Source organism: Frankia sp. CgMI4 (assembly GCF_001756285.1).
In the GTDB taxonomy this organism is placed as follows: domain Bacteria; phylum Actinomycetota; class Actinomycetes; order Frankiales; family Frankiaceae; genus Frankia; species Frankia casuarinae.
The window spans coordinates 23,775-49,723 of sequence record NZ_MAQZ01000075.1 but is presented as its reverse complement, the minus strand read 5'-3'; the positions used below and the strand labels follow the sequence as shown (position 1 = coordinate 49,723).

Annotated in this window: 24 protein-coding genes and 1 pseudogene; 14 read left to right on the top strand and 11 right to left on the bottom strand. The window is 67.4% G+C overall.

Features of this window, described 5'->3' with window-relative positions; all coding sequences use genetic code 11:
• The first annotated feature begins 7 nt into the window (after positions 1 to 7).
• The gene (gene meaB / locus Manayef4_RS13160; RefSeq protein WP_070131786.1) at positions 8 to 1,033 is read left to right on the top strand and encodes a methylmalonyl Co-A mutase-associated GTPase MeaB; all 1,026 of its coding nucleotides are present in this window, start codon (positions 8 to 10) and stop codon (positions 1,031 to 1,033) included.
• Between the two features lie 234 nt (positions 1,034 to 1,267).
• On the opposite strand, the gene Manayef4_RS13155 is transcribed toward meaB, so the two are convergent.
• The 3 genes from Manayef4_RS13155 to dnaK are packed head-to-tail and all read right to left on the bottom strand — an operon-like array spanning position 1,268 to position 4,905.
• On the bottom strand, positions 1,268 to 2,275 hold the full coding sequence (locus tag Manayef4_RS13155; protein WP_070131781.1) for a DnaJ C-terminal domain-containing protein: 1,008 nt from the start codon (positions 2,273 to 2,275) through the stop codon (positions 1,268 to 1,270).
• A gap of 6 nt (positions 2,276 to 2,281) precedes the next feature.
• Positions 2,282 to 2,941, bottom strand: coding sequence for a nucleotide exchange factor GrpE (locus Manayef4_RS13150; RefSeq protein WP_108913568.1), 660 nt, complete (start codon positions 2,939 to 2,941; stop codon positions 2,282 to 2,284).
• Between the two features lie 38 nt (positions 2,942 to 2,979).
• Positions 2,980 to 4,905, bottom strand: coding sequence for a molecular chaperone DnaK (gene dnaK / locus Manayef4_RS13145; RefSeq protein ID WP_070131780.1), 1,926 nt, complete (start codon positions 4,903 to 4,905; stop codon positions 2,980 to 2,982).
• Between the two features lie 539 nt (positions 4,906 to 5,444).
• On the opposite strand from dnaK, the gene Manayef4_RS13140 reads away from it, so the two are divergent.
• Positions 5,445 to 5,954 (top strand): Hsp20/alpha crystallin family protein, encoded by a 510-nt coding sequence (locus tag Manayef4_RS13140; RefSeq protein WP_070131779.1) that lies wholly within the window; start codon positions 5,445 to 5,447, stop codon positions 5,952 to 5,954.
• A 211-nt stretch (positions 5,955 to 6,165) separates the two neighbouring features.
• Entirely contained in the window at positions 6,166 to 7,791 is a 1,626-nt protein-coding gene (gene groL / locus Manayef4_RS13135; RefSeq protein WP_011436592.1) for a chaperonin GroEL, read from the top strand.
• 534 nt (positions 7,792 to 8,325) lie between these two features.
• Here groL and Manayef4_RS13130 read toward each other — a convergent pair.
• A complete protein-coding gene (locus Manayef4_RS13130; protein WP_139140081.1) occupies positions 8,326 to 9,093 on the bottom strand; it encodes a hypothetical protein in 768 nt (255 codons plus the stop codon).
• A gap of 504 nt (positions 9,094 to 9,597) precedes the next feature.
• Positions 9,598 to 10,179: a TetR/AcrR family transcriptional regulator gene (locus Manayef4_RS13125; protein WP_011436594.1), complete on the bottom strand. Its 582-nt coding sequence runs from the start codon at positions 10,177 to 10,179 to the stop codon at positions 9,598 to 9,600.
• 229 nt (positions 10,180 to 10,408) lie between these two features.
• Between Manayef4_RS13125 and Manayef4_RS13120 the strand changes: the two genes are divergently transcribed.
• Complete coding sequence (locus Manayef4_RS13120) at positions 10,409 to 10,714, top strand: hypothetical protein (RefSeq protein WP_070131777.1); 306 nt, start codon at positions 10,409 to 10,411, stop codon at positions 10,712 to 10,714.
• Positions 10,715 to 10,926: 212 nt separating this feature from the next.
• Here the strand turns inward: Manayef4_RS13120 and Manayef4_RS25000 are convergent, their stop codons facing one another.
• Positions 10,927 to 11,439: a HEPN domain-containing protein gene (locus tag Manayef4_RS25000; RefSeq protein WP_011436596.1), complete on the bottom strand. Its 513-nt coding sequence runs from the start codon at positions 11,437 to 11,439 to the stop codon at positions 10,927 to 10,929.
• Between the two features lies 1 nt (position 11,440).
• The gene (locus Manayef4_RS13110) at positions 11,441 to 12,565 is read right to left on the bottom strand and encodes a DUF262 domain-containing protein (RefSeq protein ID WP_254665631.1); all 1,125 of its coding nucleotides are present in this window, start codon (positions 12,563 to 12,565) and stop codon (positions 11,441 to 11,443) included.
• Positions 12,566 to 13,000: 435 nt separating this feature from the next.
• Between Manayef4_RS13110 and Manayef4_RS23015 the strand changes: the two genes are divergently transcribed.
• On the top strand, positions 13,001 to 13,921 hold the full coding sequence (locus Manayef4_RS23015) for a ParA family protein (protein WP_175443382.1): 921 nt from the start codon (positions 13,001 to 13,003) through the stop codon (positions 13,919 to 13,921).
• 4 nt (positions 13,922 to 13,925) lie between these two features.
• Entirely contained in the window at positions 13,926 to 14,414 is a 489-nt protein-coding gene (locus Manayef4_RS13105) for a hypothetical protein (RefSeq protein ID WP_011436599.1), read from the top strand.
• A 244-nt stretch (positions 14,415 to 14,658) separates the two neighbouring features.
• Here the strand turns inward: Manayef4_RS13105 and Manayef4_RS13100 are convergent, their stop codons facing one another.
• Both Manayef4_RS13100 and Manayef4_RS13095 read right to left on the bottom strand, forming a co-directional pair.
• A complete protein-coding gene (locus Manayef4_RS13100) occupies positions 14,659 to 15,897 on the bottom strand; it encodes an IS4 family transposase (protein WP_070131776.1) in 1,239 nt (412 codons plus the stop codon).
• 230 nt (positions 15,898 to 16,127) lie between these two features.
• A complete protein-coding gene (locus tag Manayef4_RS13095; RefSeq protein ID WP_139140079.1) occupies positions 16,128 to 16,376 on the bottom strand; it encodes a hypothetical protein in 249 nt (82 codons plus the stop codon).
• A 382-nt stretch (positions 16,377 to 16,758) separates the two neighbouring features.
• On the opposite strand from Manayef4_RS13095, the gene Manayef4_RS13090 reads away from it, so the two are divergent.
• From Manayef4_RS13090 to Manayef4_RS13060, 7 genes and pseudogenes are all read left to right on the top strand, one after another.
• Positions 16,759 to 17,070, top strand: coding sequence for a nucleotidyltransferase domain-containing protein (locus tag Manayef4_RS13090; protein ID WP_070131774.1), 312 nt, complete (start codon positions 16,759 to 16,761; stop codon positions 17,068 to 17,070).
• Entirely contained in the window at positions 17,060 to 17,401 is a 342-nt protein-coding gene (locus tag Manayef4_RS13085; protein WP_011436609.1) for a HepT-like ribonuclease domain-containing protein, read from the top strand. The genes Manayef4_RS13090 and Manayef4_RS13085 overlap by 11 nt, the downstream gene beginning before the upstream one ends.
• Before the next feature lie 155 nt (positions 17,402 to 17,556).
• Positions 17,557 to 18,021, top strand: coding sequence for a transposase (locus tag Manayef4_RS23010; protein WP_175443381.1), 465 nt, complete (start codon positions 17,557 to 17,559; stop codon positions 18,019 to 18,021).
• Positions 18,022 to 18,164: 143 nt separating this feature from the next.
• Positions 18,165 to 19,639, top strand: a pseudogene (locus Manayef4_RS13070) (ISKra4 family transposase).
• Between the two features lie 31 nt (positions 19,640 to 19,670).
• Complete coding sequence (locus Manayef4_RS26370) at positions 19,671 to 19,793, top strand: hypothetical protein (RefSeq protein ID WP_255361210.1); 123 nt, start codon at positions 19,671 to 19,673, stop codon at positions 19,791 to 19,793.
• Positions 19,794 to 20,407: 614 nt separating this feature from the next.
• Positions 20,408 to 21,784 carry a group II intron reverse transcriptase/maturase gene (ltrA, locus tag Manayef4_RS13065; protein WP_070131772.1) on the top strand — a complete coding sequence of 459 codons (1,377 nt, stop codon included), beginning with the start codon at positions 20,408 to 20,410 and terminating at the stop codon, positions 21,782 to 21,784.
• 168 nt (positions 21,785 to 21,952) lie between these two features.
• Positions 21,953 to 22,165, top strand: a complete 213-nt coding sequence (locus tag Manayef4_RS13060) for a hypothetical protein (protein ID WP_070131771.1) — start codon at positions 21,953 to 21,955, stop codon at positions 22,163 to 22,165.
• 187 nt (positions 22,166 to 22,352) lie between these two features.
• Here the strand turns inward: Manayef4_RS13060 and Manayef4_RS13055 are convergent, their stop codons facing one another.
• Positions 22,353 to 23,612: an epoxide hydrolase family protein gene (locus tag Manayef4_RS13055; protein ID WP_011436615.1), complete on the bottom strand. Its 1,260-nt coding sequence runs from the start codon at positions 23,610 to 23,612 to the stop codon at positions 22,353 to 22,355.
• Positions 23,613 to 24,124: 512 nt separating this feature from the next.
• Positions 24,125 to 24,970, bottom strand: a complete 846-nt coding sequence (locus tag Manayef4_RS13045) for an isocitrate lyase/phosphoenolpyruvate mutase family protein (protein ID WP_070131770.1) — start codon at positions 24,968 to 24,970, stop codon at positions 24,125 to 24,127.
• 336 nt (positions 24,971 to 25,306) lie between these two features.
• On the opposite strand from Manayef4_RS13045, the gene Manayef4_RS13040 reads away from it, so the two are divergent.
• Positions 25,307 to 25,723: a hypothetical protein gene (locus Manayef4_RS13040; protein ID WP_035733326.1), complete on the top strand. Its 417-nt coding sequence runs from the start codon at positions 25,307 to 25,309 to the stop codon at positions 25,721 to 25,723.
• The last annotated feature ends 226 nt before the right edge of the window (positions 25,724 to 25,949 follow it).

Below are 25,949 nucleotides of genomic sequence, written 5' to 3'. Positions count from 1 at the left end.
TACCCGGGTGGGCTCGTCGATCGAGTCGGTGACCGAACTCGTCACCGCCGCCGTCGCGGGCAACCKCCGCGCGGTGGCGAGGCTCATCTCCATGGTCGAGGACGGTTCGCCGTACCTGCAGCGAACCGAGCAGCTGCTGATGCCTCGCACCGGGGGCGCGCAGGTGATCGGCCTCACCGGGGCGCCGGGGGTCGGCAAGTCCACCTCCACCTCCGCGCTGGTGGGCGCCTATCGGGCTGCGGGCCGGCGGGTCGGCGTGCTGGCCGTCGACCCCTCGTCCCCGTTCACCGGCGGCGCGCTGCTCGGCGACCGGATCCGGATGGTCGAGCACGCCACCGATCCGGGCGTCTTCATCCGCTCGCTGGCGACGCGCGGAAGTCTCGGCGGCCTGTCGACCGCCACGCCCCAGGCCCTGCGGGTTCTCGACGCCGTCGGGTTCGACGTCGTCCTGATCGAGACCGTCGGGGTGGGACAGGCCGAGGTGGACATCGCCGCCCTGGCGGACACCACGCTCGTCCTGGTCGCCCCAGGGATGGGGGACGGCGTCCAGGCCGCCAAGGCGGGCGTTCTGGAGATCGCCGACGTGCTGGTGGTCAACAAGGCCGACCGGCCGGGTGCGGACCGGACGGTCAACGAGCTCACCGCCATGCTCCGGATGGGCGGTGCCGGCCGCGGGGAGGACGACCGGCGTCCGCAGGTCGTGCGGACGGTCGCCGCCACCGGGCAGGGGGTGGCCGAGCTCGTCGAATCGATCGAGGCCCATCGGGACTGGCTGCTGCGCACGGGGCAGCTGCAGCGCCGACGGCGTCGGCGCGCGGTCGACGAGATCTCGCGGATCGCCTTCGCCCGGCTGCGGGAGCGGATCGGGGACCTGCGGCCCGGAGCCGCGATCGACCAGCTCGCCGACGAGGTCGTCGCCGGCGGACTCGACCCCCACACCGCGGCCGATCGTCTCCTCGACGAGGCACTCGCCGCTCAGGCCGCCGTTGGCCTGGCCGCCGGTCACACCGGTGCGGTGAAACCGACCAGGTAACCGCGGTCGTGGCAGCAGCGGCAGGGGTCGATCACCAGCACGGTCCGGACCTGACCGGCCCGGAAGCCCGCCACATGAGACACCGTGCGGCATCGACCATGGCAGGTCGGGCAAATGGTGTTCGGCTTGGCGTCCACGTGACGGTACCTTCCCGGGATGACGGGACATAACCTCGGGGCGGCCTCCGTACCTCGGGGCACCCCCGTACCTCGGGGCACGCGGTGTCGGGCGAGTTCACGTTCTCGGGTCGAAGGCCGAGACGGCGGCCAGCTGCTCGAACAGCGCGCGTTCCCGGGCGKTCAGGGCCGGCGGCACCGCCACGCGCACCTCGGCGTGCAGGTCGCCGGGCGGGCCGGTGGGGTTGGGTAGGCCGGCGCCGCGTAGGCGCAGCCGCCGGCCGCTGGACGATCCTGCCGGGACGCGCACCTTGATCTCGCCGCCGGGGGTGGTGACCGGGACCCGGGCGCCCAGGGCGGCCTCCCAGGGGGTGACCGGCAGCGGGACGTTGATGTCTCGTCCGGACAGCCGGTAATACGGATGCGGCGCGATCTTCACGTGTAGGTAGAGGTCGCCGGGCTGGCCGTGCCTGCTGCCGCGGCCGCCTTGGCCGGCCAGCCGGACGCGCTGGCCTTCGACCACCCCCCGCGGGATGGTGACCTGGTAGCTGCGTGGGCTCCCGCCGGGGCCGGCGAGGGTGATCTGACGCCGCCCGCCCCGGTAGGCCTCCTCGACGGTCAGCTCGAGCTCGGCTTCCTGGTCGGCGCCGGGGATCGGCCCGGTCGCGCCGTGGGCCCCGAACAGATCACCGAACAGGTCACCGAAGATGCTCCCGCCGAGGCCCGCGCCACCGGGGCCGGCGCGTCCGAAACCCCTGTCGGCGAAGTCTGCGAAGTCGGTGCCATCGGCGAAGTCGGCGCCGCCGAAGCTCGGTTCGGCCCGGACCCGGCCGGTGCGGCTCCAGCCCCGGCCGGCCTGGCCGAAGTCCGGCCCGGCGGTCACCCGTCCGTCGTAGTCCTCGGGGATGCGCCGGAAGTCCGCGCCGAACCGGTCGTAGCGCGCCCGCGTCTTCGGGTCGGACAGCACGCGGTACGCCTCACCGATCTCCTTGAACCGCTCCTCCGCCTCCGGGCCGCGGTTGACGTCGGGGTGGTAACGGCGGGCGAGGCGGCGGTAGGCCTGCTGGATCTCCTCGGCGCTCGCGCCCCGGCCGACACCGAGAAGCTGGTAGTAGTCCTGGGCCACGGCCGGTCACTCCGCGGGCCCGCCGGTGCCGCCCGGGTCCGGGCCGATCTCGCCTGGTTGCCGGGCGCCGCCGGGCGGTTCGCCCGGAGGGCGGCTGACGGCGACTCCGGCGGGGCGTAGCTGCCGTCCGGTGTCGCCGTAGCCGGGGCGGATCACGGCCACCACCGTGCCGGCTGGGACGTTCGGTTCCTCGACGGCGGCCAGCGCCTCGTGCCGGGTCGGATCGAACGGCACCCCGACCTCGTCGTGGCGCGGGTAGCCGAGCCGGGCCAGCACGTCCACGGCCTGGTCCCGGACCGTCCGGACACCCGCCACGAGCGAGGTGGGGTCGGCGTCGGCGTGGGTGAGCGCGAGGTCGAGATGGTCGAGGACCGGCAGCCAGGCGGCCGCCGCGTGGGCCCGTTCGGCCGCCCGATCCCGCTCCAGCTCCCGGACGGTCCGTTTACGCAGGTTGTCCAGGTCGGCGGCGGCCCGCCGCCACCGGTCGGTCAGCTTGTCCACCTGCATGGCGAGCGCCACACTGTCCAGGACCGTCTCGGTCGGGAGATCGTCCGCGCCGACGGGGCCGGCGTGGGCGGTGGCCTCTCCGCTACTCCGGTCCACGGTCTGGTCGGTGGTCTGGTCGGCGCCGTGGCCGGTCCGGTCTGGGCGCTGTTCGCGCGGCATGTCGTTCGCCATCATGGGTCGGTCTCGGTTGGCATGGGTCAGCCCCGGTCGAACTCGGCGTCTACCACGTCGTCGCCGCCAGGGGTGCCGCCGCCAGGTGGTGGCTGTGGGCCGCCCGGGGCGGTGTCGGTCGGGCTGCCGCCGGTTCCCTCGGTGGGGGCGGCCTGGCCGGTTCGGGCGGCGGCCAGGCCGTGGTAGATCTGTTGGAGATCCGAGGTCAGGGCGCGGACCCGGTCCACCGGAGCCTCCTCTTTGATGGCCTGGCGGGCGTCGGCGACCAGCAGGTCGGCGCGGGCCTTCTCGTGGGGCGGGGCGGCGTCACCGAGTTCGGCCAGCAGCCGTTCGACGCGGTAGGCGACCGAGTCCAGCTCGTTGCGGGCGTCGATTGCGGCGCGTAGCGCCTGGTCGGTGGTGCGGTTACGCTCCGCCTCGGTGATCATCCGTTCGACCTCCTCCTTGGGGAGGTTGGAGGTCTCACTGATCGTGATCGACTGCTGGGCTCCGGTGTCCTTGTCGCGGGCGGTGACGTTGAGGATGCCGTTGGCGTCGATGTCGAAGGTGACCTCGACCTGCGGTTCGCCGCGGGGCGCCGGGCGGATGTTTTCCAGGCGGAAGCGGCCGAGTACCCGGTTGTCGGCGGCGCRTTCGCGTTCGCCCTGCAGTACCACGATGTCCACGGCCGGCTGGTTGTCCTCCGCGGTGGAGAACACCTCGGAGCGTCGCACCGGGATCGTGGTGTTGCGTTCGACGATTTTCGTCATCAGGCCGCCGCGGGTCTCCACCCCGAGGGAGAGYGGGGTGACGTCGAGCAGGAGCACGTCGGAGACTTCGCCCTTGAGCACCCCGGCCTGGATCGCCGCGCCCAGGGCGACGACCTCGTCGGGGTTGACGCTCATGTTCGGTTCCTTGCCGCCGGTCAGCCGCCGGACCAGTGCCTGCACCGCGGGCATCCGGGTGGCGCCGCCGACGAGGATCACCTCGTCGAGGTCGTCGGCACTGATCTTGGAGTCCTCCATCGCCTGGCGGACCGGTCCCATGGTCCGTTCGACCAGGTCGGCGGTGATCTGTTCGAAGGTGGAGCGCATGACCGTGGCGGTCAGGTGCCGCGGCCCGGTGGCGTCGGCGGTGATGAACGGCAGGTTCACCTGGGTCTGGGTGACCGCGCTCAGTTCGACCTTGGCCTTCTCCGCGGCCTCGAACAGCCGTTGCAGTGCCTGGGGGTCCCGGCGCAGGTCGATGCCCTGTTCCCGGTGGAACCCGTCGGCGAGGTAGTCGACCAGCCGGYGGTCGAAGTCGTCCCCGCCCAGGTGGCTGTCCCCGGCCGTGGCCCGGACCTCGACCACCCCGTCGCCGACGTCGAGGATGCTCACGTCGAACGTGCCGCCGCCGAGATCGAAGACCAGGACGGTCTCGTGGCCCTTCTTGTCCAGCCCGTACGCCAATGCGGCGGCGGTCGGCTCGTTGATGATCCGCAGCACGTTCAGGCCGGCGATCCGGCCGGCGTCCTTCGTCGCGGTGCGCTGCGCGTCGTTGAAGTAGGCCGGCACCGTGATGACCGCTTCGGTGACCTTCTCGCCCAGGTTCCGCCCAGCGTCGTCGGCCAGCTTGCGCAGCACCAGCGCGCTGATCTCCTCCGGCGCGTAGAGCTTGTCCCGGATTCTGAACCGGGCGGCGCCCTCCGGGCCCGGGACGACGTCGAAGGCGACCGCTTTGGCCTCCTYGGTCACCTCGTCATAGCGGCGGCCGATGAACCGCTTGGCCGAGTAGATCGTGCCCTTCGGGTTCAGGATCGCCTGCCGTCGCGCCAGCTGCCCGACCAGGCGTTCACCGCTCTCGGTGAACGCCACCACCGACGGTGTCGTCCGCGCACCCTCCGCGTTCGGGATGACCCTCGGCTCGCCACCCTCCCAGGCGGCGATCACCGAATTGGTCGTCCCCAGATCAATGCCGACTGCCTTCGCCATCGAATGCTCCTCCAGAAGCGAACCTCACACATATGACGAATCGGGCGTTCCCACGCCGTGAGCAGGCTTCACGCGGATAAACCGGCCCCACAGCAGGGAACCTGTCCAGGATTTGCCCAGCAAAACGCATTGCCTACGGAGTATCGCTTGTCGGCAGGCGAAGGAAGAGATCACGAAAAGGCCTTGATCGCCAGTAGGTCCTGATTGCCAGGGGAGCTGGAGCACCGGGAGAGCTGGAGCACCGGGAGAGCTGGAGCACCGGGAGAGCTGGCAGAGCCACACCGGTCGGGGCCGGGCCGGGGCAGGATCGGGCCGGGTCAGGACAGGGACCGGGGGCCTGAGCCCGGCAGGACGGGCAGCACCGGGCAGCGCCGCTTTCTGGCCCTACAGCCGATTTCTGGCCTACAGCCGGCTGCAGCCGGGTGTCTCTCGGCCGCGGCCCGCAGTTTTCGGGCCGGCGAGGCAGGGGTAGAGGCAAGGCATAGTCAATTGGACGCAAAGGTGATAGCCGGCCGGCCTGGCCGGAAGGAGTGAGGATCATGACACTACCCGTACGACGCGGAGAAGGCCTGGGAACGCTGGCACGGTGGGATCCGTTCCGGGAGATCGAGGACGCCTGGACCCGCATGGGCAATCTGCTCGGCGACGTCATAGGCGGCGTCGAGGGCCGTCCGGCGCGGTTGCTGGGCGGYATGGTGCAGCCGGTCGACATTGAGGAGACCGAGGACGCGTTCGTGATCGATCTCGATCTTCCCGGGGTGCGCCGGGAGGACATCTCCGTGGACCTGCGTGACARCGAGCTGTTCGTCACCGGTGAAATCAAGGAGCGGGAACGCACGGGAGTACTGCGCCGCCGTAGCCGCCCGGTGGGCCGGTTCGAGCACCGCATCGCCGTGCCGGGTGACATTGATCCGGAATCGGTGCACGCCACCCTGGCCGACGGAGTACTCACCATCCGGCTGGCGAAGGCCAAGCGGAGCCAGCCCAAGCACAYCGAGATCAGCACCGGCCCCGAGGGYCAAGGCACCGGCCCCGAGGGCCAAAGCTGACTGAGCGCCTGGTATACAACTGAGCGCGCCTGGTACCCGGACCCGCCAGCGCGCCCTCCACCGGGACCCCGGCAGACCCGGCCTGTCTAGCCGGTCGGCTTGCCCCGCCAGCAGGCGATACCGACGATTTGTAATTAAGGTGTTGCATGTCGCGAGGATGGGCCTGCGATGTTTGCGGAGTCCGGTCGCGTTCTGCTTCAGGGGAACTATCATGCCAAAGATCATCGCTTACGAGGAGGAAGCACGGCGCGGGCTGGAACGTGGCATGAACCAGCTGGCCGGCGCCGTGAAGGTGACGCTCGGTCCGAAGGGGCGCAACGTCGTCCTGGAGAAGAAGTGGGGCGTTCCCGCCATCACCAATGACGGCGTCTCCATAGCCAGGGAGATCGAGCTCGAAGATCCGTATGAGAAGATCGGTGCCGAGATGGTCAAGGAGGTCGCCAAGAAGACCGACGAGGTGGCCGGCGACGGCACCACGACGGCGACCGTTCTGGCGGAGGCACTGGTCCATGAGGGCCTGCGGAACGTGGCCGCGGGCGCGAACCCGATCGCCCTCAAACGTGGCATCGAGCTGGCTGTCGAGCGGGTCTGTGGGGAACTGGCCAATCTGTCCAGGGAGCTGGAAACCAAGGATCAGATCGCCTCAACGGCCTCGATCTCGGCCGGCGGGGACACCGCGATCGGCCAGATCATCGCCGAGGCGATGGACAAGGTCGGCCGGGACGGCGTCATCACCGTCGAGGAGAGCAACACCTTCGGCCTCGAGCTGGAGCTCACCGAAGGTATGCGTTTCGACAAGGGCTACATCTCGCCGTACTTCATCACTGATCAGGAGCGGATGGAGTGCGTCCTGGAGGACCCCTACATCCTGGTCGCCAACATCAAGATTTCGCTGGTCAAGGACCTGCTCCCGCTGTTGGAGAAGGTCATGCAGGCCGGCAGGCCGCTGCTGGTCATCGCCGAGAACGTTGAGGGGGAGGCCCTGGCGACCCTGGTCGTCAACAAGATCCGCGGTACGTTCCGGTCCGTGGCCGTGAAGGCGCCGGGTTTCGGCGAGCGGCGCAAGGCCATGCTCGGCGATATCGCCGTTCTGACGGGCAGTCAGGTGATCAGTGAGGAGGTTGGTCTCAGGCTGGAGAACGCCGACCTCGAYCTGCTTGGCCGGGCCCGCAAGGTTGTCGTTACCAAGGATGACACGACCATTATCGAGGGCGCCGGCGACCCGGGCCGGATCGCCGGTCGGGTCAGCCAGATCCGTAGCGAGATCGAGAAGTCGGACTCCGACTACGATCGCGAGAAGCTGCAGGAGCGGCTGGCCAGGCTCGCCGGTGGCGTGGCCGTCATCAAAGCCGGCGCGGCCACCGAGGTCGAGCTCAAGGAGCGTAAGCACCGCATCGAGGACGCGGTCCGCAACGCGAAGGCCGCCGTTGAGGAGGGCATCGTCCCCGGCGGTGGGGTGGCTCTGCTGCTGGCCTCGGGGGCTGTCTTCGACGGGCTGGAGGTGGCTGAGGACGAGCGGACCGGGGCCGAGATGGTGCGCCGCGCGTTGACCGAGCCGCTCCGGCAGATCGCGGTCAATGCCGGCCTGGAAGGCGGCGTCGTGGTCGAGAAGGTCCGCAACCTGCAACCGGGGTGGGGGCTGGACGCCGCCACCGGCGAGCACGTCAACATGCTCGAGGCCGGGATCATCGACCCGACCAAGGTCACCCGCTCCGCCCTGCAGAATGCCGCATCCATCGCCGGGCTGTTCCTCACCACCGAGGCCGTCGTTGCCGAAAAGCCAGAGGAAAAGGAAACCGCGGCAGCGCCAGCTGGTGGGGGTGGCCTGGAGTACTGAAAAAATCGGAATGCGAGCTGATCGGAGCCGACCGACGGTGACTGGTACAGCCGGATCGGGTTGTCCGGAGGGCATCGGTGAGAGGACGCGGGCTGAAACGCCTCCGCTCCGTCCAACCGTCGGAGCCGGGCACGCCCCCGTCYAGAGCATCTGCCGTGGCCACCACGAACTCGGGACCGATGCCGACCCGTTGCCGCAGTTATCAACTGCCTTCACCGAGTTCGCCCACGCCGTCTGATCATCGTGTTCCACCTGGGTGTCAGCATGCGGTGGCCCTCTGTGACGGGATGTTGACGATCAGATCTTCCTCGTCCCGTACAGAAGGCCACCTTTATGGGGCGACACGTCGGCTATCTCGAAGGTTGACATCGGAAACATGCGGAAGCCCACCGGTGCTCGACGCGCGGCGGCGGTCATCACGAATCCCGCGAATACCCAGAAAGCCAGGTGACCACGGCGGTCTCGTGCCCAGGTCACGCATCATTCAGAGCGAGGCAGCCCCGCTGCAACTACCAAGTTCGAGGGTTTGGACCGCTACTTGTCGGAACTCGACGCGTACCGATCGTGAACATGGTGATGGCCTGGCCGGACGGTGAGATGGTAGGTGATATCTGCGGAGAAGGGGCCGGTGATGTCGGATCGTCCGGTTCCACCGAAGGTGATCGTGTGGMGGCCCGGCGCAAGTGGCTTGAGGAGTAGGTAGATGCCGTCAGCCACGGCAGGCGTGTAGATGCCCGCCGGGGCATTGAAGATGTTGTCATCGGGGAGCGTGATGCTGAACGGATGCGCGCACCGGTGGACGGGTCCGGCGCAAGCCCGGTACCTTCGCAGCTTTCCTACTGGTATGCCATCGACGCTGGCGTGGAGGTTGGCGAACGACAAGCCTGCCTCCATCTCGCGCCACAGCTCCCGGGCCGTGCGATTTTCCCCGGGGTTGTTGGCGTCGAAGACGTTGACGAGCGGAAAGAAGAGTGCCTTGCCCGCGGGTACCGTGCAATCGTTTCGAACGACTTTTTCGCCACCGAAGGCGCCGACCAGGAAGAATACCGAGCCAGATTGGCCCACGTTACACAACGCGCCAGTTGGGTCAATCAGCGGGTTCGTGGTGGTTGGCTGCGCCAGTGCGTACTGCCACCATGCCGCCGACCAGGCACCATAGCTCTTCCCAAATACGCGTGCCCCCGGGGGCACGACACCCGGGTTGCCCGACGCCGCGTTAGCGGCCGGAGCCGAGACTATCGTCAGCGCCAGGGCCGCGACGAGCGCTGGCAGCAGGCGCCGAATTCTGGTAATATCGACCATGATTCACCTCTACCGAGAGTCTTATGGATCATGATTGCGGTCTTGCCGTAAGGTGCGATGATCGTCGTTCCCCACGGCAGTCAGCCTGGAGCCTCCGGTAGCCGATACAGAATGTCAATCACCGATCCATCATGGTTTCTCGACGGTGGATGAGGGACGCCAGATAGAGGCGGACGAATGACGCTGGGCGGGGTCAAATGGCAACTCCACGCTGTTCGTGAGCTGATCGAAGAAACGAAAGAGTGGCGGTCTCGGTAGAATATTTCGGTCTAATTCATGTGTAAATTTGATACCACGTAATGGCATTTCGACCCGGTTTTCCTCCGGGGATTCCGGACTGCTTGCTGTGTGCTTGCAAGATGTTTGCGCTTGCTATTGTGATCTTGCCGTGCGCCCGGACCATGATCGGCAACATCCCGTGGTAGGCCCCCATCGACGGCTCGACGGGCGGTGTGGGCGAGAAAAGAGGCTCGCTGACCGGTCCAACTCGGTCGACCGCGGCGGTCAGCCTTCCGGGGTGTTCCCGGTGCCGGGCACGGGTCCGCCGAACTGCCGACGGAAGGAACCGAGCAGGTGGTCGAGGCCCCAGAGGAACTGGTCCCGGGTGCCGGTCGAGCCGAGCAGATCGGCCACGGCCTCGGCTGCCAGCAGGTGTCCCCAGAGGTAGACGAACATCGTGCAGATGATCCTGTTCGCGTCCTCCGGTCCGATACCGGCGTCGATGAGCAGATCGTGCAGGAAGCTCGCGTTGCGTACCGCGGAGGGGCTGCCGGCCATCTGCCGACCCATGTGTGCCGCGAGCCCCGGGTAGGCGGCGGCAACGTCATGCGCGCTGGTGAAGCAGCGCCCTAGGCGGTCGGCCCAGTCGCCGGTCTCGGGGCCTGGAAGGTCGATGCGGCCGAGCGCGTCGTCAACGACGCGCTCGACGATGAGATTCTTGGTGGGGAAGCGTCGGTAGATCGCGGGGGCCGTAACGCCGAGCTCCGCGCACAGGGGTCGGACCGTGAGATGGTCGAGCCCGTCGCGCCGAGCGATCGTGTCGGCCGCCGCGATGATCTGCTCGCGGGTGACCGCCCGGGGACGCATAGCGTCCTTTCTACCCGCCGCGAGACGGTGGTTCTACCTGGCGCGAGGTCCTGACAGTGGCCCGCCGCCGCGGACCCCTGGATCGGGTGGAGGCGGTTCCGAGGGCATGTCCGGCACGGGCCTGGCGTCGTACCGGTCCGGGACGAACAGCCCTCGTCCCGTCGGCCGCGCCGGCCGAAGGTAGAGGTACGGCCCGCCGTAGGAGGCCGGGACGAGAGAGGAGGAGATCATGATGATGGTCTGGGGTGGGTACAACTGGGGTTGGGGTAGTTGGCTGCTGATGACGTTCAGCATGGTCGTGGTCTGGGGGCTGCTCATCGGGGCGCTGATCGCCCTGCTGCGCGCCGGTCTCGACCGGCGATCGGGGACGTTGGCCGGACGGCCTGTCAACGGGTCGGCCCAGCGGATCCTGGCTGAGGGCTACGCCCACAGTGACCTCGACAAGGGCCGCGGTGACCTCGGCGAGGAGGGGTACCCTCACCCGGGCGCGCCGCGGGACCRGCGCAACCCGACCGGTCTCGCCAAGGTCGGTTGAGCACATTCTGGAGGTCAGAGTCACCGCAGGTTCTGGTGCCCCGCCCGGCCGCCCGCGACATCTCGGGAACCATTCTGGGAAGGGAACGCGGACCTACTGGGCACCGGCGAGTCTGGGTGCGCCGGCCCGGGGCAGGCACCGCGCTCCACCATCACTATCAGACTGGCATGTCCGCCGCCGCTCGGCGAATTCCGGCACTGCGCGTCCGGGRCTCAGGAAGGCCCAAAGCGAAGAATGAACCAGTCGGCGGCCTCGCAGGCCACTCTGTGGAGCTCTAATGCTTTCCTGACTCCGACGCTTTCGTTGAGGCCGTGGGCGATCCTGTTCCGCCGATCGACTAACGTGGCCAGCTCGCGGCGCAGCCGACCGTCGTCCGCGTCGAGCAGTGCGCTCAGCTCCTGGCGCAGGCCTTGGTCGAAGCGCCCGGCCAGGGTCTCGAGCGCCGCAGGCGTCGGGTTCTGCGTCCGCTCCAACCAGCCAAGCGAGAAGTTCCTGACGTGGCCGTAGGACAGCCTGCTGGTGTAGGCGCGGAATGTCCCCGCCACGGTCTGCTCCAGATATCCGCAGCTTCGGATCACCAGTAGTCGCGCAAGCCAGGAAACGACCTCCTGATTATCCGCAACTCTTGCCTGATCTTGTACCAGTGCAGCTAGCTCGGACAGGCGGTCTAAAATAATTCTGGTCTCAGTCGGCGGCCAGGTCTCGGCGCGTTCTCGCCTGCTCATGTCAGATGCGGGAGAAAGCTCTCGTTGCCAGCGCCAGGCGCATCCGCACACTCTCCTCGTCGGCCGTTGCGCGCGTGGTCACGTAATCCAGGTCGGGTTCGTTGAGGAGCGCGTCGATGGCGCGGCTTACCTCAGCTGCGGTCGGTTCGCTACCGGCATCAAGCCTACGGGCCAATCCTACCAAAAGCGCCTCGGTGAGAGCCGCATTGAGCTGACGCCCCCGGCCGCGAATGGCGCTTCTTCCGGCCTCCTCCAACACAAGCTGTGCTGCCCTGTCGAATCGTTTTTCGATCAACTCGGCGTCCAGTTCGTTCAGTCGGCGGTGAGCGCCAACAAAATCGTTCAGGTATTTCTTGAGGGGGCGCTTATAGCTACCCGGTGACACGTAGAGGGCGATGAATCTGAGCACGATCTCCTGATCGCGTAGCCGTGGTGATGGCGGCCCGTAGAGAGCGCGCCACGCCGGGTTTTCGTTCAGAGCGGTGAGGAACTTGATGAACTCGCCTGCATAGAGCGCCACGCGAATCTCGTGCGGYRTGAGCTGCGTACCGCCCGAGTTCAGCCGCTCGAAGATCTGATAAACGCCGTCGAGTGACTCGCGGRTGCCGTCGGTTTTGACTATTGTCGCCTGGATGAAGGYATTGTCGAGCGTGCGACGCTGTTCGGGTGAAAAAGTTTGATAGGTCAGCCCCTGGAATCTGGCGGCCACGTTCTGAAGTGCGAACTCGCGCCCGTTGATGCTGCCATTATAGAAGAGGCTCAGGGTCTTTATCCGCTGCTGTCCATCAAGAACGAGATAGCGGCGGTCCTGTTGTTGGACAAGGAATATACCCGGAATGGGGTATCCGAGCAGTAGGGACTCGATGAAACGGTCCATCTGCGAACGCTTCCAAACGAACTCGCGCTGGAAGCCGGCTGTCTCGATGCCGGGATCATCATTGCCAAAGGACGGCACTATTATGTCGCCCCGATMGTGCCGACGGACCAGACCCTCGACGTCGAAGTCGGTGCCGCTGTAGCTGATCTGCGGAGGGTCGGGGTCCACCTCCTGAAGCTCGGCCCTGTCGTCGTCGCGCAGGTCCTCGGAGTCGCTGTCGTTGCCAGCTTGCTCAGCCAGCTCGGTCACCCCCTCGGAAAGCCGTGCGACATGGTGCCGAGTCAGTAAGAACTCAGGGCAGGCCGCCAAGTGGGACCGTCCAGCGYGGGTGGCGGGAGCCTTCGCCGAGTCGACCAGCCCACGTGGCCAAGCTGTCGCACAGGATACCACCATCGACACACTGGCGAAGTCGTGGCACCTCAGGGTCGATCCGACGGAGCCGCGTAGGCCGGCTCGGTTCGAACCTGCTGGTCAGATCTGCTCAGGGCGGCTTGGCCCAGAATGGTCATCGGGTGCGACCACAGGAGMGATTCGTGGCGTTCWCCTGAATGTGGCGCAGGCGGATGGCATGCTGTGGAGATGGGGGTGATTTGCCGTTGTGATCTCACGGGATCGGCGGGGAAGCGGCTTGGTCCAGTTGCGGCCGACCGAACGCCGTCGCGCATCCAAGGTCCGCGGGGTTTGATGATGCAGGTCGCTACCGTAGTCAACTCCAAGGGCGGTGTCGGGAAGACGACTCTGACGGCCAACGTCGGTGCGGAGCTTGCGCGTCGAGGACGTCGTGTTCTCCTGCTCGACCTGGACTTTCAGGCCAGCCTGACGCACTCCTTCTATCGGCCGGCGGACGTCGAGCGACAGATTGACCGGCGAACCGTCGCGGACTGGTACATGGCAGCTGGTCGTCGAGGGGCTGGGCCAGACCTCATGCGGTACGTCTCCTGGCCGCAGGAAGTTCKGGCGCATACCAGGAGAAACGGCGGTGAGCTTGCAATTGTGGCTTCCGCCCCGAAGCTTGAGGGCGTTGCTGCCAGGCTCGGTGTAGAACTCGGTGACCCCAGTTCACGCCGCTATCAGGATCGTCACCGCCGAGTAGTGATGCGACTGGCCGATGGCCTACGGCTGCTCCGCCGTGAGGGATTCGACTACGTGCTTATCGACTGCCGGCCGGATTTTGAGATACTCACTCGATCTGCGATCGTGGCCAGCGAAGGGGTTCTGGTCCCTGCGCAGCCGGAGAGGCTGGCTACCTTCGGTATCCGTCATCTGACCGAAAGACTTACCGACTTCAAGAAGAATAACTTCGAGATCCTTGGATGGTCTCCCTCCGGCGAGAACCGAGTGGAAGACCTGGCGCCTGCCTTTCTAGGTGTTGTGTTCACTCGAGTAAGGCATGGGGGTGGGGGGCCCGGACCCACCCCCTCGAGCCAGCGGGTTATCGACGAGGTTCGCCGCCTCTTCCCTACATTTACTGCGATGATGCGCGAGAGCCTGGATTTCCAGACGGGTGTCGACAGGCTCCTGCCAGCGGTGTTCGGACTACGTCCCGACATAGCAACAGAAATCCGTGCTTTAGTTGACGAATTCGAGAGCAGGATTGGACCGTGAGCTGATGGCTGAAGGCATGACGGCCGTCCTCGCAGTGCTGGAGAGGGTCTCGGCGCTCATCCGGAGTTTCGATGATCAGACCGTGGTTGAGCTAGCTGCTGGCCGGCTCGTCCTCACGGTGCAGCGAGCGCCTGACCGGCCGGTCCTCGGCGCCGACGTAGTCGGGGAACGGACCACCAGTCCGCCGGCGCCCGAAAGCGTGCCGCGGGGGAGGGTCGGYACGATCAAGGACGGATCGACAGTCGTGGCTGGTCAACCTGACTCCGCGTCCGTACGCCAACGCCTCGATGAGATGGGTAGCCGCGAGGAGGCGCACATGTTCCTTGAGGGGATCGCCAGGAACAAGCAGATCCTCCAGCGGATCGGCCGAGATCTCGGAGTTCGGGTGAGTCTGGGGCGCCGACGTGACGAAATGATTGACATGATCGTCAACTCCGCGGTGGGAGTMCGCCTCGACCAGGATGGTATCGGCAGGCGGGTCACGTCCTTGTGATTGGCCAACGCCCAATGGCCGTAGGTTAAGTGATCCCTTGGAGGTTTGAGGGAGGGTTGGTCACCGGAAGTCGAGGCAGTGAAGTTCGAGACGGCGGGTGACGCGCCGGGTGGGTGGATCGTCGGTTGTGCGGCGGGGGTAGTCGCTGTGCCGGCGGGTCTTGCGGGGTGCGGTGCGGTCGGGGCGGTCACGGATGGCCAGGCGCGGGTCGCAGATCTCAAGGAGGAACGCGAGGAGTGCCTGTTCAGGGGGGGAAAGCCGCGGTCCCGATGGAATCGGACGCGGCGGTGAGGGCCCGACGGAAACTGATCCTGTCGGGTGGGGTGCCGGTGGTGTCGGCAGCGACGCCGATGAGGCGGGYGAGTGCCTGGTGGACGGCGAACAGGGCCCACATCTCCTGGGCGACGCCTTCGGGGTCCTTGCTGCGCAGGACGGGTCGGCCTTCACCGAGATCGGTCTTGTGGTGGCCGATCACGGTCTCGCATCCCCACCTGGTCGGGTAGGCGCGGGCCAGGTCGAGCATGGACCATTCCTCGGGGTCGAGCAGGTCGGTGACCAGACAGAACAGCTCTGAGCTGCTCTCGTCGCCGCCGGCGGTGGTGGAGTGCACGGTGTACTCGATCACCCGCATCGTCAGTGGTGGTCCCTCGCTTCCGCGGGGAGGTGTCAGCTCGGCGAGGTAGCTGCCATCGTCGAGGACGTRGACCGGGGCCAGCGTGAAGGTCGCCTTCGCCCGCCACAGCAGGTGCGCCCCGGTCGCCAGGACCTCGCCGGCGAGCCGGTGGGACAGGAAGTTACGGTCCGCCAACGTGAGCATGCCCGGGCCCAGCTGCCCCAGCAGGTCACGGGCCAGCGCCGGCTCGCCGGTGCTCCACGGGCCGAACGACGCCCCCAGCAGGGCACCGGTGGCGGCCTCGGCGGCGATGACCCAGCGAACCTTCGGGAACGGCGCCGGCCCACCGGCGTTCGACGGCCCGGGGAAGAACGCCCGGTTGGCCTGCGTGTCCGGCAGATCGCAGGTCGACCCGTCGATCTGCACCAGCCGCAGGCCGTGCAGGAACACCCCGGCCTGGCCCTCGACACCGACCGGCCCCGCGGCGTGCTCGAACAGCATCCGCACCGGATCCGACCCGATCCGTGCCCGYGCCTCGCCCAGCGACGGGCTTGCCGGCAGCGACCAACCCGCCCCACCCSCCCCACCCSCGGCCAACACAGCCGCCCGGCGCTGGAAGTGCAGCCCGCTGGTCAACCGGGCCAGCACCTGCACATAGCCACAGTTCCGGCCCCGGAACAGCCACAACGCCAACACGAAGTACACCACCAGCCACGACGGCAACAGCCGGCGGCGAACCTCCGCGGTGTCGGTCACCGCCAACACCCGGTCCACCAGCTCCGGTGGGTACACCCGCGTCAACACACCCACCGTCACCCGGTCCGGCAACCAGCCCTCCGGCGACAGCCCCTCACTCCCGTCATGCCCCACCAGCCAAGCCTACCCCACGACGATCACTTAACCTACGGCCATTGGGCCCTGGCCACCTTCCTCCCCGAGATCTCGCAACCCGCGACGTTCGTCCGGGACCGCCCCGACCGCRCCAGTCCCCGCAAAACCAAGAAAACCGGCGACTTCCCTGCCCGAAAACTCGGCGAACCCGCCGTGGTCACCGTCACCCGCCGCATCGAACTTCACTGCCTCGAACCACGACGATCACCTTAAAGCAGCGCTATTGGGTCGACTGGTCCTCCAAGTTTCGGTTGATCCCCCCTTACCCGGGCGACGGAGCGAGCGCCGGAGAAGAGCACCCGGCCGGCGGGTTTAGCCCGGCCGGTCCGCGCCGCGTTCAGCCCATCGAGCAGCCGGGCGCGGGCGGTGGCGACGTCGGCGGCGGRCAGGTCGTGGAGGTCGATCCAGGCGCGGGTGCCGGCCAGGCCGAGGTCGAGACCGCGCGGGTCGATGATCATGATGGGGACTACCAGCCGCCGCTGGCCCGATATGTCGGCCGCCCACACTGCCTGCCATTCCACAGGCAGAGGTCAGGTAATCGGCGGACAGCACCCAAGATGTGAGAGCAGGGTCCACCGCGCACCGCACAGCCTCGCATCGAGACCAGGTCCGCCGCGTGACTCCCGCCGTAACGACGGCAACGCGCGCCGTCGGCGGGCTCGCCACCGCCCGAGTGGTGCTCGCCAACAGCCCCGCCGAGATCCAGGTCAGTGTCACGGCTGACRTGCCCCGGCTCTGGCAGGCCAGGTCGCACCTCGGCCCCTCCGAGGCATTTTTCGGGCATCCCGATGAGGCGTACCGGCCGCGGGGTCGGGCACAATCTTCCCAGAGGAGGTGGGCATGCATCCGCTGATCGAGACCAGGCAAGCGGAGATCCAGGGACTCTGCCGTCGRCTCGGCATCCGCCGCCTCGACCTCTTCGGCTCCGCGACCAGCGATGYGTTCGACCTCGACAGCAGCGACGTCGACGTCCTCGTCGAGTTCGACGCCGGCCGCGACGGATTCGACTACTACGGCACCTACTTCGCCCTCAAAGAGGGACTCGAGCGCCTGCTGGGCCGCGCCGTCGACGTAGTCAGCGTCACCGCCATCCGCAACCCCTACTTCCGCGACCAGGTCATGCGCACCAGGCAGCCCCTGTATGCCGCCTGACCCACGCAAGTACCTCTGGGATGCCGCGAACGCGGCCGAACTCGTCCGGGATTTTGCCCACGGCCAGACCTTCGCCGACTATCAGGCGAACGCGATGCTCCGCGCCGCCGTCGAACGCGAGTTCGAGATCATCGGAGAGGCCCTCAACCAACTMTCCAAGGTCGCCCCCGACCTCGCCGCCGCGATCCCCGAGCTCCCTCGAATAGTCGCTTTCCGGAACATCCTCATCCACGGCTACGCCACCGTCGACGACGCCCTCGTCTGGCAGGTACTCCAGGAGAAACTCCCCGAGCTCGAACAAGTGGTCCGCAGAATGCTGGCGGAAGACTGACCCGGCTGCACCGAGGTCGGCCCACCGCCAGGTGAAGCGGCCGCTGCTGCGGAGGCCGGTCTTGGGGTCAGCTGCGACCCAGATACTCACTTTGTGTGTCCGTACAAGCACCCCGGCTTACGCCAGCCTCTGGTCGCAGCACCCTCGCTAAGTGGTTGAGCCTGGAAGTCCTTTGGGGGTGCAGTGATTCAGCTGGGTTCGGCGGGGAGGTGGATGGTGCARGCGGTGTCGAGGGCGTCCTGGGGGCTCCCGTCGGTGAAACCCCGGTGATCAGCCGAACGGGAGACCGGAAATCGGTTCTCATGCTCTCCGCGGTCAGCGCCCAGGGAAAGCTTCATTTCATGCTCCAGCAGGGCGGGTCCGTCGACTCCAAGGTCTTCATAGAATTCTGCCGGAAGCTGCTCCAAGACGACGGTGGAAAGGTCTTCCTCATCGTCGACAACGTCAGTTACCACGATTCGAAGGCTGTCCGTCGGTTCGTCGCAGGAACAGACGGTAGGCTCCGGATTTTCTTTCTCTCGCCTTATGCCCCCGACACCAACCCGGACGAGTGGGTCTGGAACAACGTGAAGACCGCACAGATCGGCCGAAAAATGATGGGTGTAGATCCTTCAGAGTGAGATCGTTGGCTGGATGATCTCGGTTCCCTGGGTTTGGGTTGATCGTGAAAGGGCTCCTTGCCACTACGTTCGCGGGTGTCGAAGCCAGAACGTGACGTGAGCAAGGAGCCTGGGTGTCAGGGTATGAGGTTGGCTCGGAGAGGGTGTCGGCGGGTGCGTTCGCCGGGTCGGACGAGCTGTACGGGGCGTTGCGGGCGGGGCTTGCGGGGGCGGAGACCGCGGGCCTGACCCATGAGGGTCTTGAGGTGTGGTTGGAGGGCCGGGGCCGGGAGCTGCTGCGGTCGCTGTTCCAGGACCATCTTGATCTGCGGTCGGCGCGGGAGGTGCGGCTGGCCGAACCGCCGGCGGGGGTGGACGGGGTGGTCCGTACCCGGGTGGAGAAGGCGCATCGGCGGGCGCTGTCGACGGTGTTCGGCCGGGTGGCGGTGAGCAGGCTGGCCTATCGGGCGCCGGGGCGGCCAACCTGCACCCGGCGGACGGGGTGTTGAACCTGCCGGTGGGGCTGCACTCGCACGGGCTGCGCCGGCTGGTGGCGCTGGAGGCCGCGCGGGGGTCGTTCGACGCCGCGGTCGCCGCGGTCGCCCGGGCGRCCGGGGTGAGGGTCGGTAAGCGCCAGCTTGTCGAGCTGGCCCGGTCGGTGGCGGTCGACGTGGCCGGTTTCTACACGGCCCCGGTGTGCGGGCCGGTGCCCGACGGGCTGCTGTTGGTGTTGCAGTTCGACGGGAAAGGTGTGGTGATGCGGCCGGAGGGGCTGCGCCCGGCCACCGCGAAGGCGGCCGCCGCGGGGCGGAAGCTGGCGACACGGCTGTCGCCCGGGGAGAAGAACGGGCGGAAACGGATGGCGGAGTTGGCCGCGGTCCACGACGTCGTCCCGGTCGTGCGTACCCCGGCTGACGTGCTGCCCCCGCCCGGGGTGACCGGGCCCGACGGGCCGAAGGCCACCGGAAAGTGGGTGACGGCCTCGGTCGTCGACGACATCGCCACGGTGGTGGCGGCCGGGTTCGACGAGGCCGAACGGCGCGACCCGACCCACGCCCGGACCTGGATCGTGCTCGTCGACGGCAACAACACCCAGCTCGACGCCGTCACMGCCGAGGCGGCCCACCGCGGCGTCGTCGTCCACATCGTCGTCGATCTCATCCACGTCCTGGAATACCTGTGGAAGGCCGCCTGGTCGTTTTTCACCACCGGGGACCCCGACGCCGAGGCCTGGGTCACCGACAAGGCCCGCAAGGTACTGGAAGGCCGGGCGGGCCAGGTCGCCACCGGCATCCRCCGCCGCGCCACCTACAACGGCTACAACCAGGCCGAACGCAAGGGCRCCGACACCTGCGCCGACTACCTCGACGCCAAGGCACCCTGGCTTGACTACGCCACCGCCCTGGTGGGCGGCTGGCCGATCGCGACCGGTGTCATCGAGGGAGCCTGCCGCCACCTCGTCAAGGACCGGATGGACATCACCGGTGCCCGATGGGGACTCGACGGCGCCGAATCCGTGCTCCTGCTCCGCGCCCTGGTCACCAACGGCGACTTCGACGACTACTGGAAGTACCACATCGCACAGGAACAGCACCGCAACCACCGCAACCAGTACGCCGACAACCGCATACCGCCCTGATCAACTCACTTCACAAGAACTGCACCCAAAAATGATYACATCGGTCTCGGATCTTTACTCCAACGCCCTCACCGCACTTCGCAGGCTCCAGGAGAACTCTGCGCTTGTCATCGGCTTCTTCGGTGACCCCCACCTCGCCTACATCCGCTGGTAGYCGGTCCAGCTACTTTCGTTCTCCTTAGTGTGCGCCCAGCGGGACGGGAGGTGAAGCCGTGAGGTAGCGGTGGATCCTGCTGTTCGTAAGCTCACCGTCGCTTGCCGGTGAAAGTCCGGTCCKGGTAGCTGCCAGGAGGCCCGGTAGCAGGCTGGCGGYTTCGTCTGGAAACGGGCGGGGTCGAAGCCCAGCGTCAAAGGCCCTGTGAGAGGGGGRGCGAGAGCGCGGTCCGTAGCATAAAGCGAAGCCTGCGGCGTCGTGAGGATCCTGCCCTCCGGGGTGGGAAAGGGAGTGCCGAGCCTCTCACTATCGGGGCGAAGGCCACGGAAGCGGCGAAGATCCTGGAATTGCAGCCGTGAGGAACTCCCCGGCGTATGGGGCGCGGAACGTGCTGACAGTGGCGGTGGGAACTGGGGAGGCCCTCCCCGGCCCGGCAGTCTACGGAAAGCTGCCGGAGAACCGTGCCCTATAACCGGAGATCCCGGGAAGTGGGTGGCGGGCCGGGTGGGCGTCGGAGGCGGCCATATTACCGTTCGAGYCGGCCGGACAAYATAACCGGCGGTGAGGGAAGGGYCGCTGCTTCGTCGACGCGTGGAGTTGGAAGGAGGGGCTCGGTGAGTGCCATTGCTGCTATTCCCGCCGCTTCGGGATCCCGAGTGGATCCGGTCCGTGTCTTGCAGCACACGCTGTACCGGGCGGCCAAGGCCGATCCCGGGCGGAGGTTCCATGCGCTCTCGGACAAGGTCCACCGTGGGGACGTCCTGGAGCGTGCGTGGGCACTGGTGCGCGCCAACAGGGGCGCGCCGGGCATTGACCGGACCACCATTGCCCAGGTCGAGGAGTACGGGGTGTCCCGTCTTCTCGACGAGCTGGGCGGCGAATTGCGGGAAGGGGGGTACCGTCCTTTGCCTGTGCGCCGGGTAGAAATTCCCAAGCCGGGGGACAAGGGTGCGTCCCGGCCGCTGTCGATCCCTGCCGTCCGCGACCGTGTGGTGCAGACCGCCGTGAAGATCGTGCTCGAGCCGGTCTTCGAGGCGGACATGGCCGGGTGCTCGTTCGGGTTCCGCCCGCGGCGCTCGGCTCATGACGCACTGCAAGTGCTGGTGGATGCGTGCGGGAAGGGCCGTCGGTGGGTGGTGGAGACGGATATCGCTGATTGCTTTACGGCGATCCCGTTCGAAGGGTTGATGCAGACGATCGAGGAACGGGTCTGCGACCAGGCGATGCTCAGGTTGGTGCGTGCTGTCCTGCGTGCCGGCGTGATGCGCGACGGCGAGGTCCGGAGGCCGGTCAGCGGAATGTCCCAGGGCGGGCCGCTGTCCCCATTACTCTGTAACGTCTACCTGAACCGGCTTGACCGGGAATGGGACGACGGGGACGGGATGATGGTCCGGTTCGCGGACGATATCGTCGTGATGTGCTGGTCGGAGGATCAGGCGGTGCGGGCGATGGATTGTCTGGTCCGGTTGCTCGCTGATCTGGGGCTGGAGACCAAGGCAGCCAAGACCCGTATCGTTCACCTACAGGTGGGAGGGGATGGTCTTGAGTTCCTGGGCTTCCATCACCGCCTGGTGCTGTCGCGGGGTGACCGGGGCAGACGGAGGGTGGCGTTTCTTGCGCGCTGGCCCTCGGACAGGGCCATGCAGCATGCTCGGGATCKGATTCGGGAGATTACGGGACGGTCCAGGCTGCTGCTTAAGCCAGAGGCGGTCGTGCGGGAACTGAACCTGTTCCTGCGTGRCTGGGCCGGATATTTCCGCTACGGATATTCGGCACGGCGCCTTGCTATGATCAGGCGGTTCGCGCAGGTACGGCTGGCTCGGTTTGTTCGGGCCAGACACCGGCGCAGCATGGGCTTCGGCTGGCGGGYGCTGATACGCTCCCGGCCGGTGGACCTCGGCCTGGTCAGCCTGTCTGGGATTGTCGTCACTCCCAGGGCCGGAAAGCTCTGGCGGGAGAGACCGAATGCCGGCGGTGAACGGCGTCGGTAAGCCGTGTGTGGGAGAACCACATGCACGGATTGACGGGGGGCGGCTGGAGACGGAGCATGCTATGGACGGCCGGGATGAGAAACGGGCGGGAAACCGCGCGRACAAAGGTACCGGACCACGCGCCTAAAGCGAGATGMCACCGCGCCAGTCGCCTACCCTACACCGGCCGTGCAAAACCGATCGCATCACCCGACTTCCCTGGACACCGACGGTACGCACCAACCAGCGAACCGACMTTTCCTTATCCTGGGCGGCCCGGCCTACGACGCCCTGATCGCCTTCACCGCGGCCGAACATCAGGCGACTCTGATGAGTCTCGACCAGCGAGCCGCCGCCACCTACGAAGCCATCGGAATCACCGTGGGCCAGCTCGCCTCGTGATGACCGGCCGGCCCGGGTATCCGGCCGTGGTCGGGCAGAGCGGTGCGGATGAGGACCGGAAGATGTCTGGCGTGGGGCCCTACAGGTTCGCCTGCCGGCGCCGAAGGGTCGGTGGCCACGATCCCGGCATCGGCCGCGACCATCATGACCCACAACACCATGATCCAGCGACATCACGAATTAAAGATCAGTAGCGGCGGCCGCGGAAGGTACGCCGCAGGTCGTCGACCCATTGAGCGGGGATTTCCCAGGGAATGAAGTGGCCGCCGTGGTCGTGGGCGTTGAGGTTGACGTGGTTGTACCAGGCGGCGCGGTCGGAGTCGAGGAAGTTCTGAACCCGCTGGTCGGTACTGACGCCGGGTGGGTTTTCATAGCCGACGAAGGTGATGCCGGTGGGCGCCTCGATGGCTGGCTGCCGGTCGTGGGACGGGGTCCACGGGTAGCGGTTGTTGTTGGCGTAGGTGCGGATCGAGGTACCGATCGCGTTGGTCACCCAGAAGATCATGGCATGGGTGAGCAGGTCGTCTTTGGTGAAGACGGTCTCGATGTCGCCGCCGTTGTCGCTCCACTTCACCCAGCGTTCGAGTATCCAGGCGAGCATCCCGGCCGGGGAGTCGGACAGCCCGTAGGCGAGCGTGCTCGGGGCGAGCACGTGCGCGGCGAGGTGGACGGCGAAGCGCCTCTCCACGGCGACGATCTGGGCGTGGATGTCGTCAGGAAGGCCGTCGGGGATGGGCCGGCCGCCGCTGAGGTCCCAGGCCCGGTCGCCGTTGAACAGGGTGAGCTTCAGGCCGGAGCCAATGTGGATGGCGTACAGCTCGTCGGCGTACTTGTGCCCAAGCTGGCCGGTAACCAGGGCTCCGACGTCGCAGCCGGCGGCGGCGTACCTGTCGTAGCCGAGGGTCTGAGTCATGAGGGTGTGCCAGAGGTCGGCGACCTTCCAGAAGTTCAGGTCCGGGTTGTTCGGCAGCGGTACGGAGAACCCGAAGCCGGGAAACGAGGGGATGATCACATCGAATGCTTCGGTGGGATCGCCGCCGTACGCGCCGGGGTCGGCCAGCGGATCGATGACCCTGGACCAGTGCCAGAACGTCCAGGGCCAGCCATGGGTGAGGATCAGGGGGGTCGGATCGGGGCCGACTCCGGCCTTGCGCATGAAGTGCACCGGCACGCCTTCGACCTCGACCTGGTAGTGCTCGTAGGCGTTGATGGCGGCTTCGGACTTGCGCCAGTCGTAGCCGGTGCGCCAGTAGTCGACAAGTTCTTGCAGGTAGGCGCGGTTCACGCCGTAATACCAGTCCTCGTTGCCCGCATCGAGCGGCCAGCGAGTCAACTCCAGGCGCCGCTGGAGGTCGGCGAGCACGTCGTCGGGCACGTGAATCGGCGTCGGCTTCAGTGGGAACGGCCGGGTCTCGACGGCGTGCGACGGCGTGGTTTCGTGGCTCATCGTCGTCTCCTTGTTGTCGTCTCGTCATCATCGTCTTCGCATCATCGTCTTCCTACCGCCGGTCGACGTAACCGGTGAGCCGGTCGACGTATCGGGTGAGTCCGGCTCGGCCGGAACGACATCGCCGCGTGGGGATCGGGCGGGCGTGACCCGGGTAGGAGATGGCTATGTGGACATGGCTACGAGGGATGGCGGCGCGCCGCCGGGCCCATTCCCGTTCCGGGTCCGGGTCCGTGGACAGTTCGGCCTGGAACCCGTCCGGCTGGTGGTGGTGTCTCGACCACGGACGCGCGGAGAACCCGCCGGATGCGCCCGGTCATCGGCGCCTGGGTCCCTACGGCAGTGCCTCGGACGCCGAGAACTGGCGGCAGGGGTTGGACAGGCGCAACGAGGAATGGGACGAAGCGGACCGCCGATGGGCCGGGGACCGCTGACGGTGGTGCTGCCGGCACGGTCCGGTGGTCCTGTCGCCGGACCCGTACGGCCGTGAAGAGCGGCCGCCTCTGCCCGCGCTACCGCACCTCCGAGGACATCATCTGATTGGCCTGCGCATAGGGTGTCGCCTCGGCGGCGCATGAGAACGTACCTTCTTCGTGGATCTCCCGGGCCGCGCGCAGCACGGCCGCGAGAGCGATACGCGGYAGGAGGGAGCCGAAACTGATGCGGCGGACACCGAGCAGGCCCAGTTCGGTCACCGACGGGAACGGGGGCGGGCCCACCAGGACGTTCACCGGGCCCTGGACCCGCTTACAGACCTCGCGGATGGAGTCCGGGCCCAGCAGGCCCGGGGCGTAAAGCACATCGGCGCCGGCCGCCGCGTACGCCTGAAGGCGACGTATCGTATCTYCGAGATCGGGGTGGCCGTAGAGAAAGTTTTCGGCGCGTGCCGTGATGACGAAGGGGAAGGGCAGGCTTCGCGCGGCGGCGACCGCGTGGCCGACTCGTGCGACGGCGTCATCCAAGGCCAGGATCGGCGCCTGCGGTATTCCGGTGGCGTCCTCGATGGACCCCCCGACGGCTCCAGCCTCGGCGGCCAGCAGAACGGTCTTCTCGACGTCCCTGGGTGTCTGCGCGAAGCAGCTCTCGAGGTCGGCGGAGACCGGTAGCGGGGTTGCGGCGGCGATCGCACGGACGTTGGCAAAAGTCAGCGTGCGGTCGATCAGGTTCGCGCCGTCGGCCACACCGTGGCTGAAGGCCAGCCCGGCACTTGTGGTTCCGATGGCGACAAAGCCGGCCTGCGTCAGCAGGCGCGCGGTTCCRGCGTCCCAGGCATTTGCCATGACAAACGGACTGGCCTGCTCGTGTAGCTCACGGAATATCACCGCTTTGCGATGTTGCGCGGTCGTGTTGTCGTCCATCACATCAACTTTCCTGGGGGCAGTTGGGGCACCGGCGTGGATAGATGAGTTCTACGCGCTGGTCGACGGCCGGTGATGCGTCGCGGGTAGCGTCATCTTCGCAGGTGTCGCCTGCGGGTTTCGGCGCAACGCCGACATCAACGCGCCGCCCAGAATATTGCCGCAGGACGTGCGGTGAACGCGCGGGGAGGCATGGCATCGGCTGTGCCGACGAACCGCGAACCTCACCACCACGCCCCCTTTGGTGGGTGCGTAGGAGTCGGGATGCCCACCTTTCAGAGCGGGGAGGACGTCAGTCGCCAGCCCGGGACGCCCGCGGTGAGGGACGGTGGTTCTATGACCGACGACGACGATGACTGGGCCCCGCCGCCCGTGCCCCACGGCGACGGAGACCCGATAGCAGCCGCGGGCGAGGCGCTCAACGAAGCGGAGACCGCCCTGCGGACCTACGCCTGGATACCGGACGCGGACGAGGTCGATGCTGCCGCCGCCATCCTCCACCAGCTGGATTCCGGGCAGCATCGACCTGACGCCCCGGCCCGGTACCTCGTCCACCGGGCGCTGGACGAGACGTACCCGCAGCTGATCGCCTGGCGGCCCCGACCGCTGTACCTGTATGCGGCGGTGAAAACCGTGCAGCTTCTCGCCGCGGCACCGCCCACCCAGGAGCGTGACGATGCCACCCTCGTCGCCTGGGACCGCCTGACCGTCCTGCTCCGCGTCGTGTCCGCCACCGCGGGTGGCAGTAGCTGACATCTGCCCGGATCCGACATCTGCCCGGACCTGACACCTGCGCGACACCTGCCCGACACCTGCCCGACACCTGCCCGCGCCGTCCCACCCGCACCCGGTGGCCGGCGACTGATCCGGAGGTGGCAGCCGCGATCGCCGAAGAAATAAGCTACATCGGCCCCCACCGCGGCGAGTCCGGAGGAGATGGTCGCGTTGCGTTTGGAGAGGTTGGCCCCGAAGTTGGCCC

Coding starts and splice junctions, on each gene's coding strand:
- Manayef4_RS13125 (WP_011436594.1), bottom strand. CDS start 10,179: ATGCGTCCCCGGGCGGTCACCCGCGAGCAGATCATCGCGGCGGCCGAC.
- Manayef4_RS25000 (WP_011436596.1), bottom strand. CDS start 11,439: ATGAGCAGGCGAGAACGCGCCGAGACCTGGCCGCCGACTGAGACCAGA.
- Manayef4_RS13150 (WP_108913568.1), bottom strand. CDS start 2,941: ATGCCGCGCGAACAGCGCCCAGACCGGACCGGCCACGGCGCCGACCAG.
- Manayef4_RS13040 (WP_035733326.1), top strand. CDS start 25,307: ATGACCGACGACGACGATGACTGGGCCCCGCCGCCCGTGCCCCACGGC.
- Manayef4_RS13055 (WP_011436615.1), bottom strand. CDS start 23,612: ATGAGCCACGAAACCACGCCGTCGCACGCCGTCGAGACCCGGCCGTTC.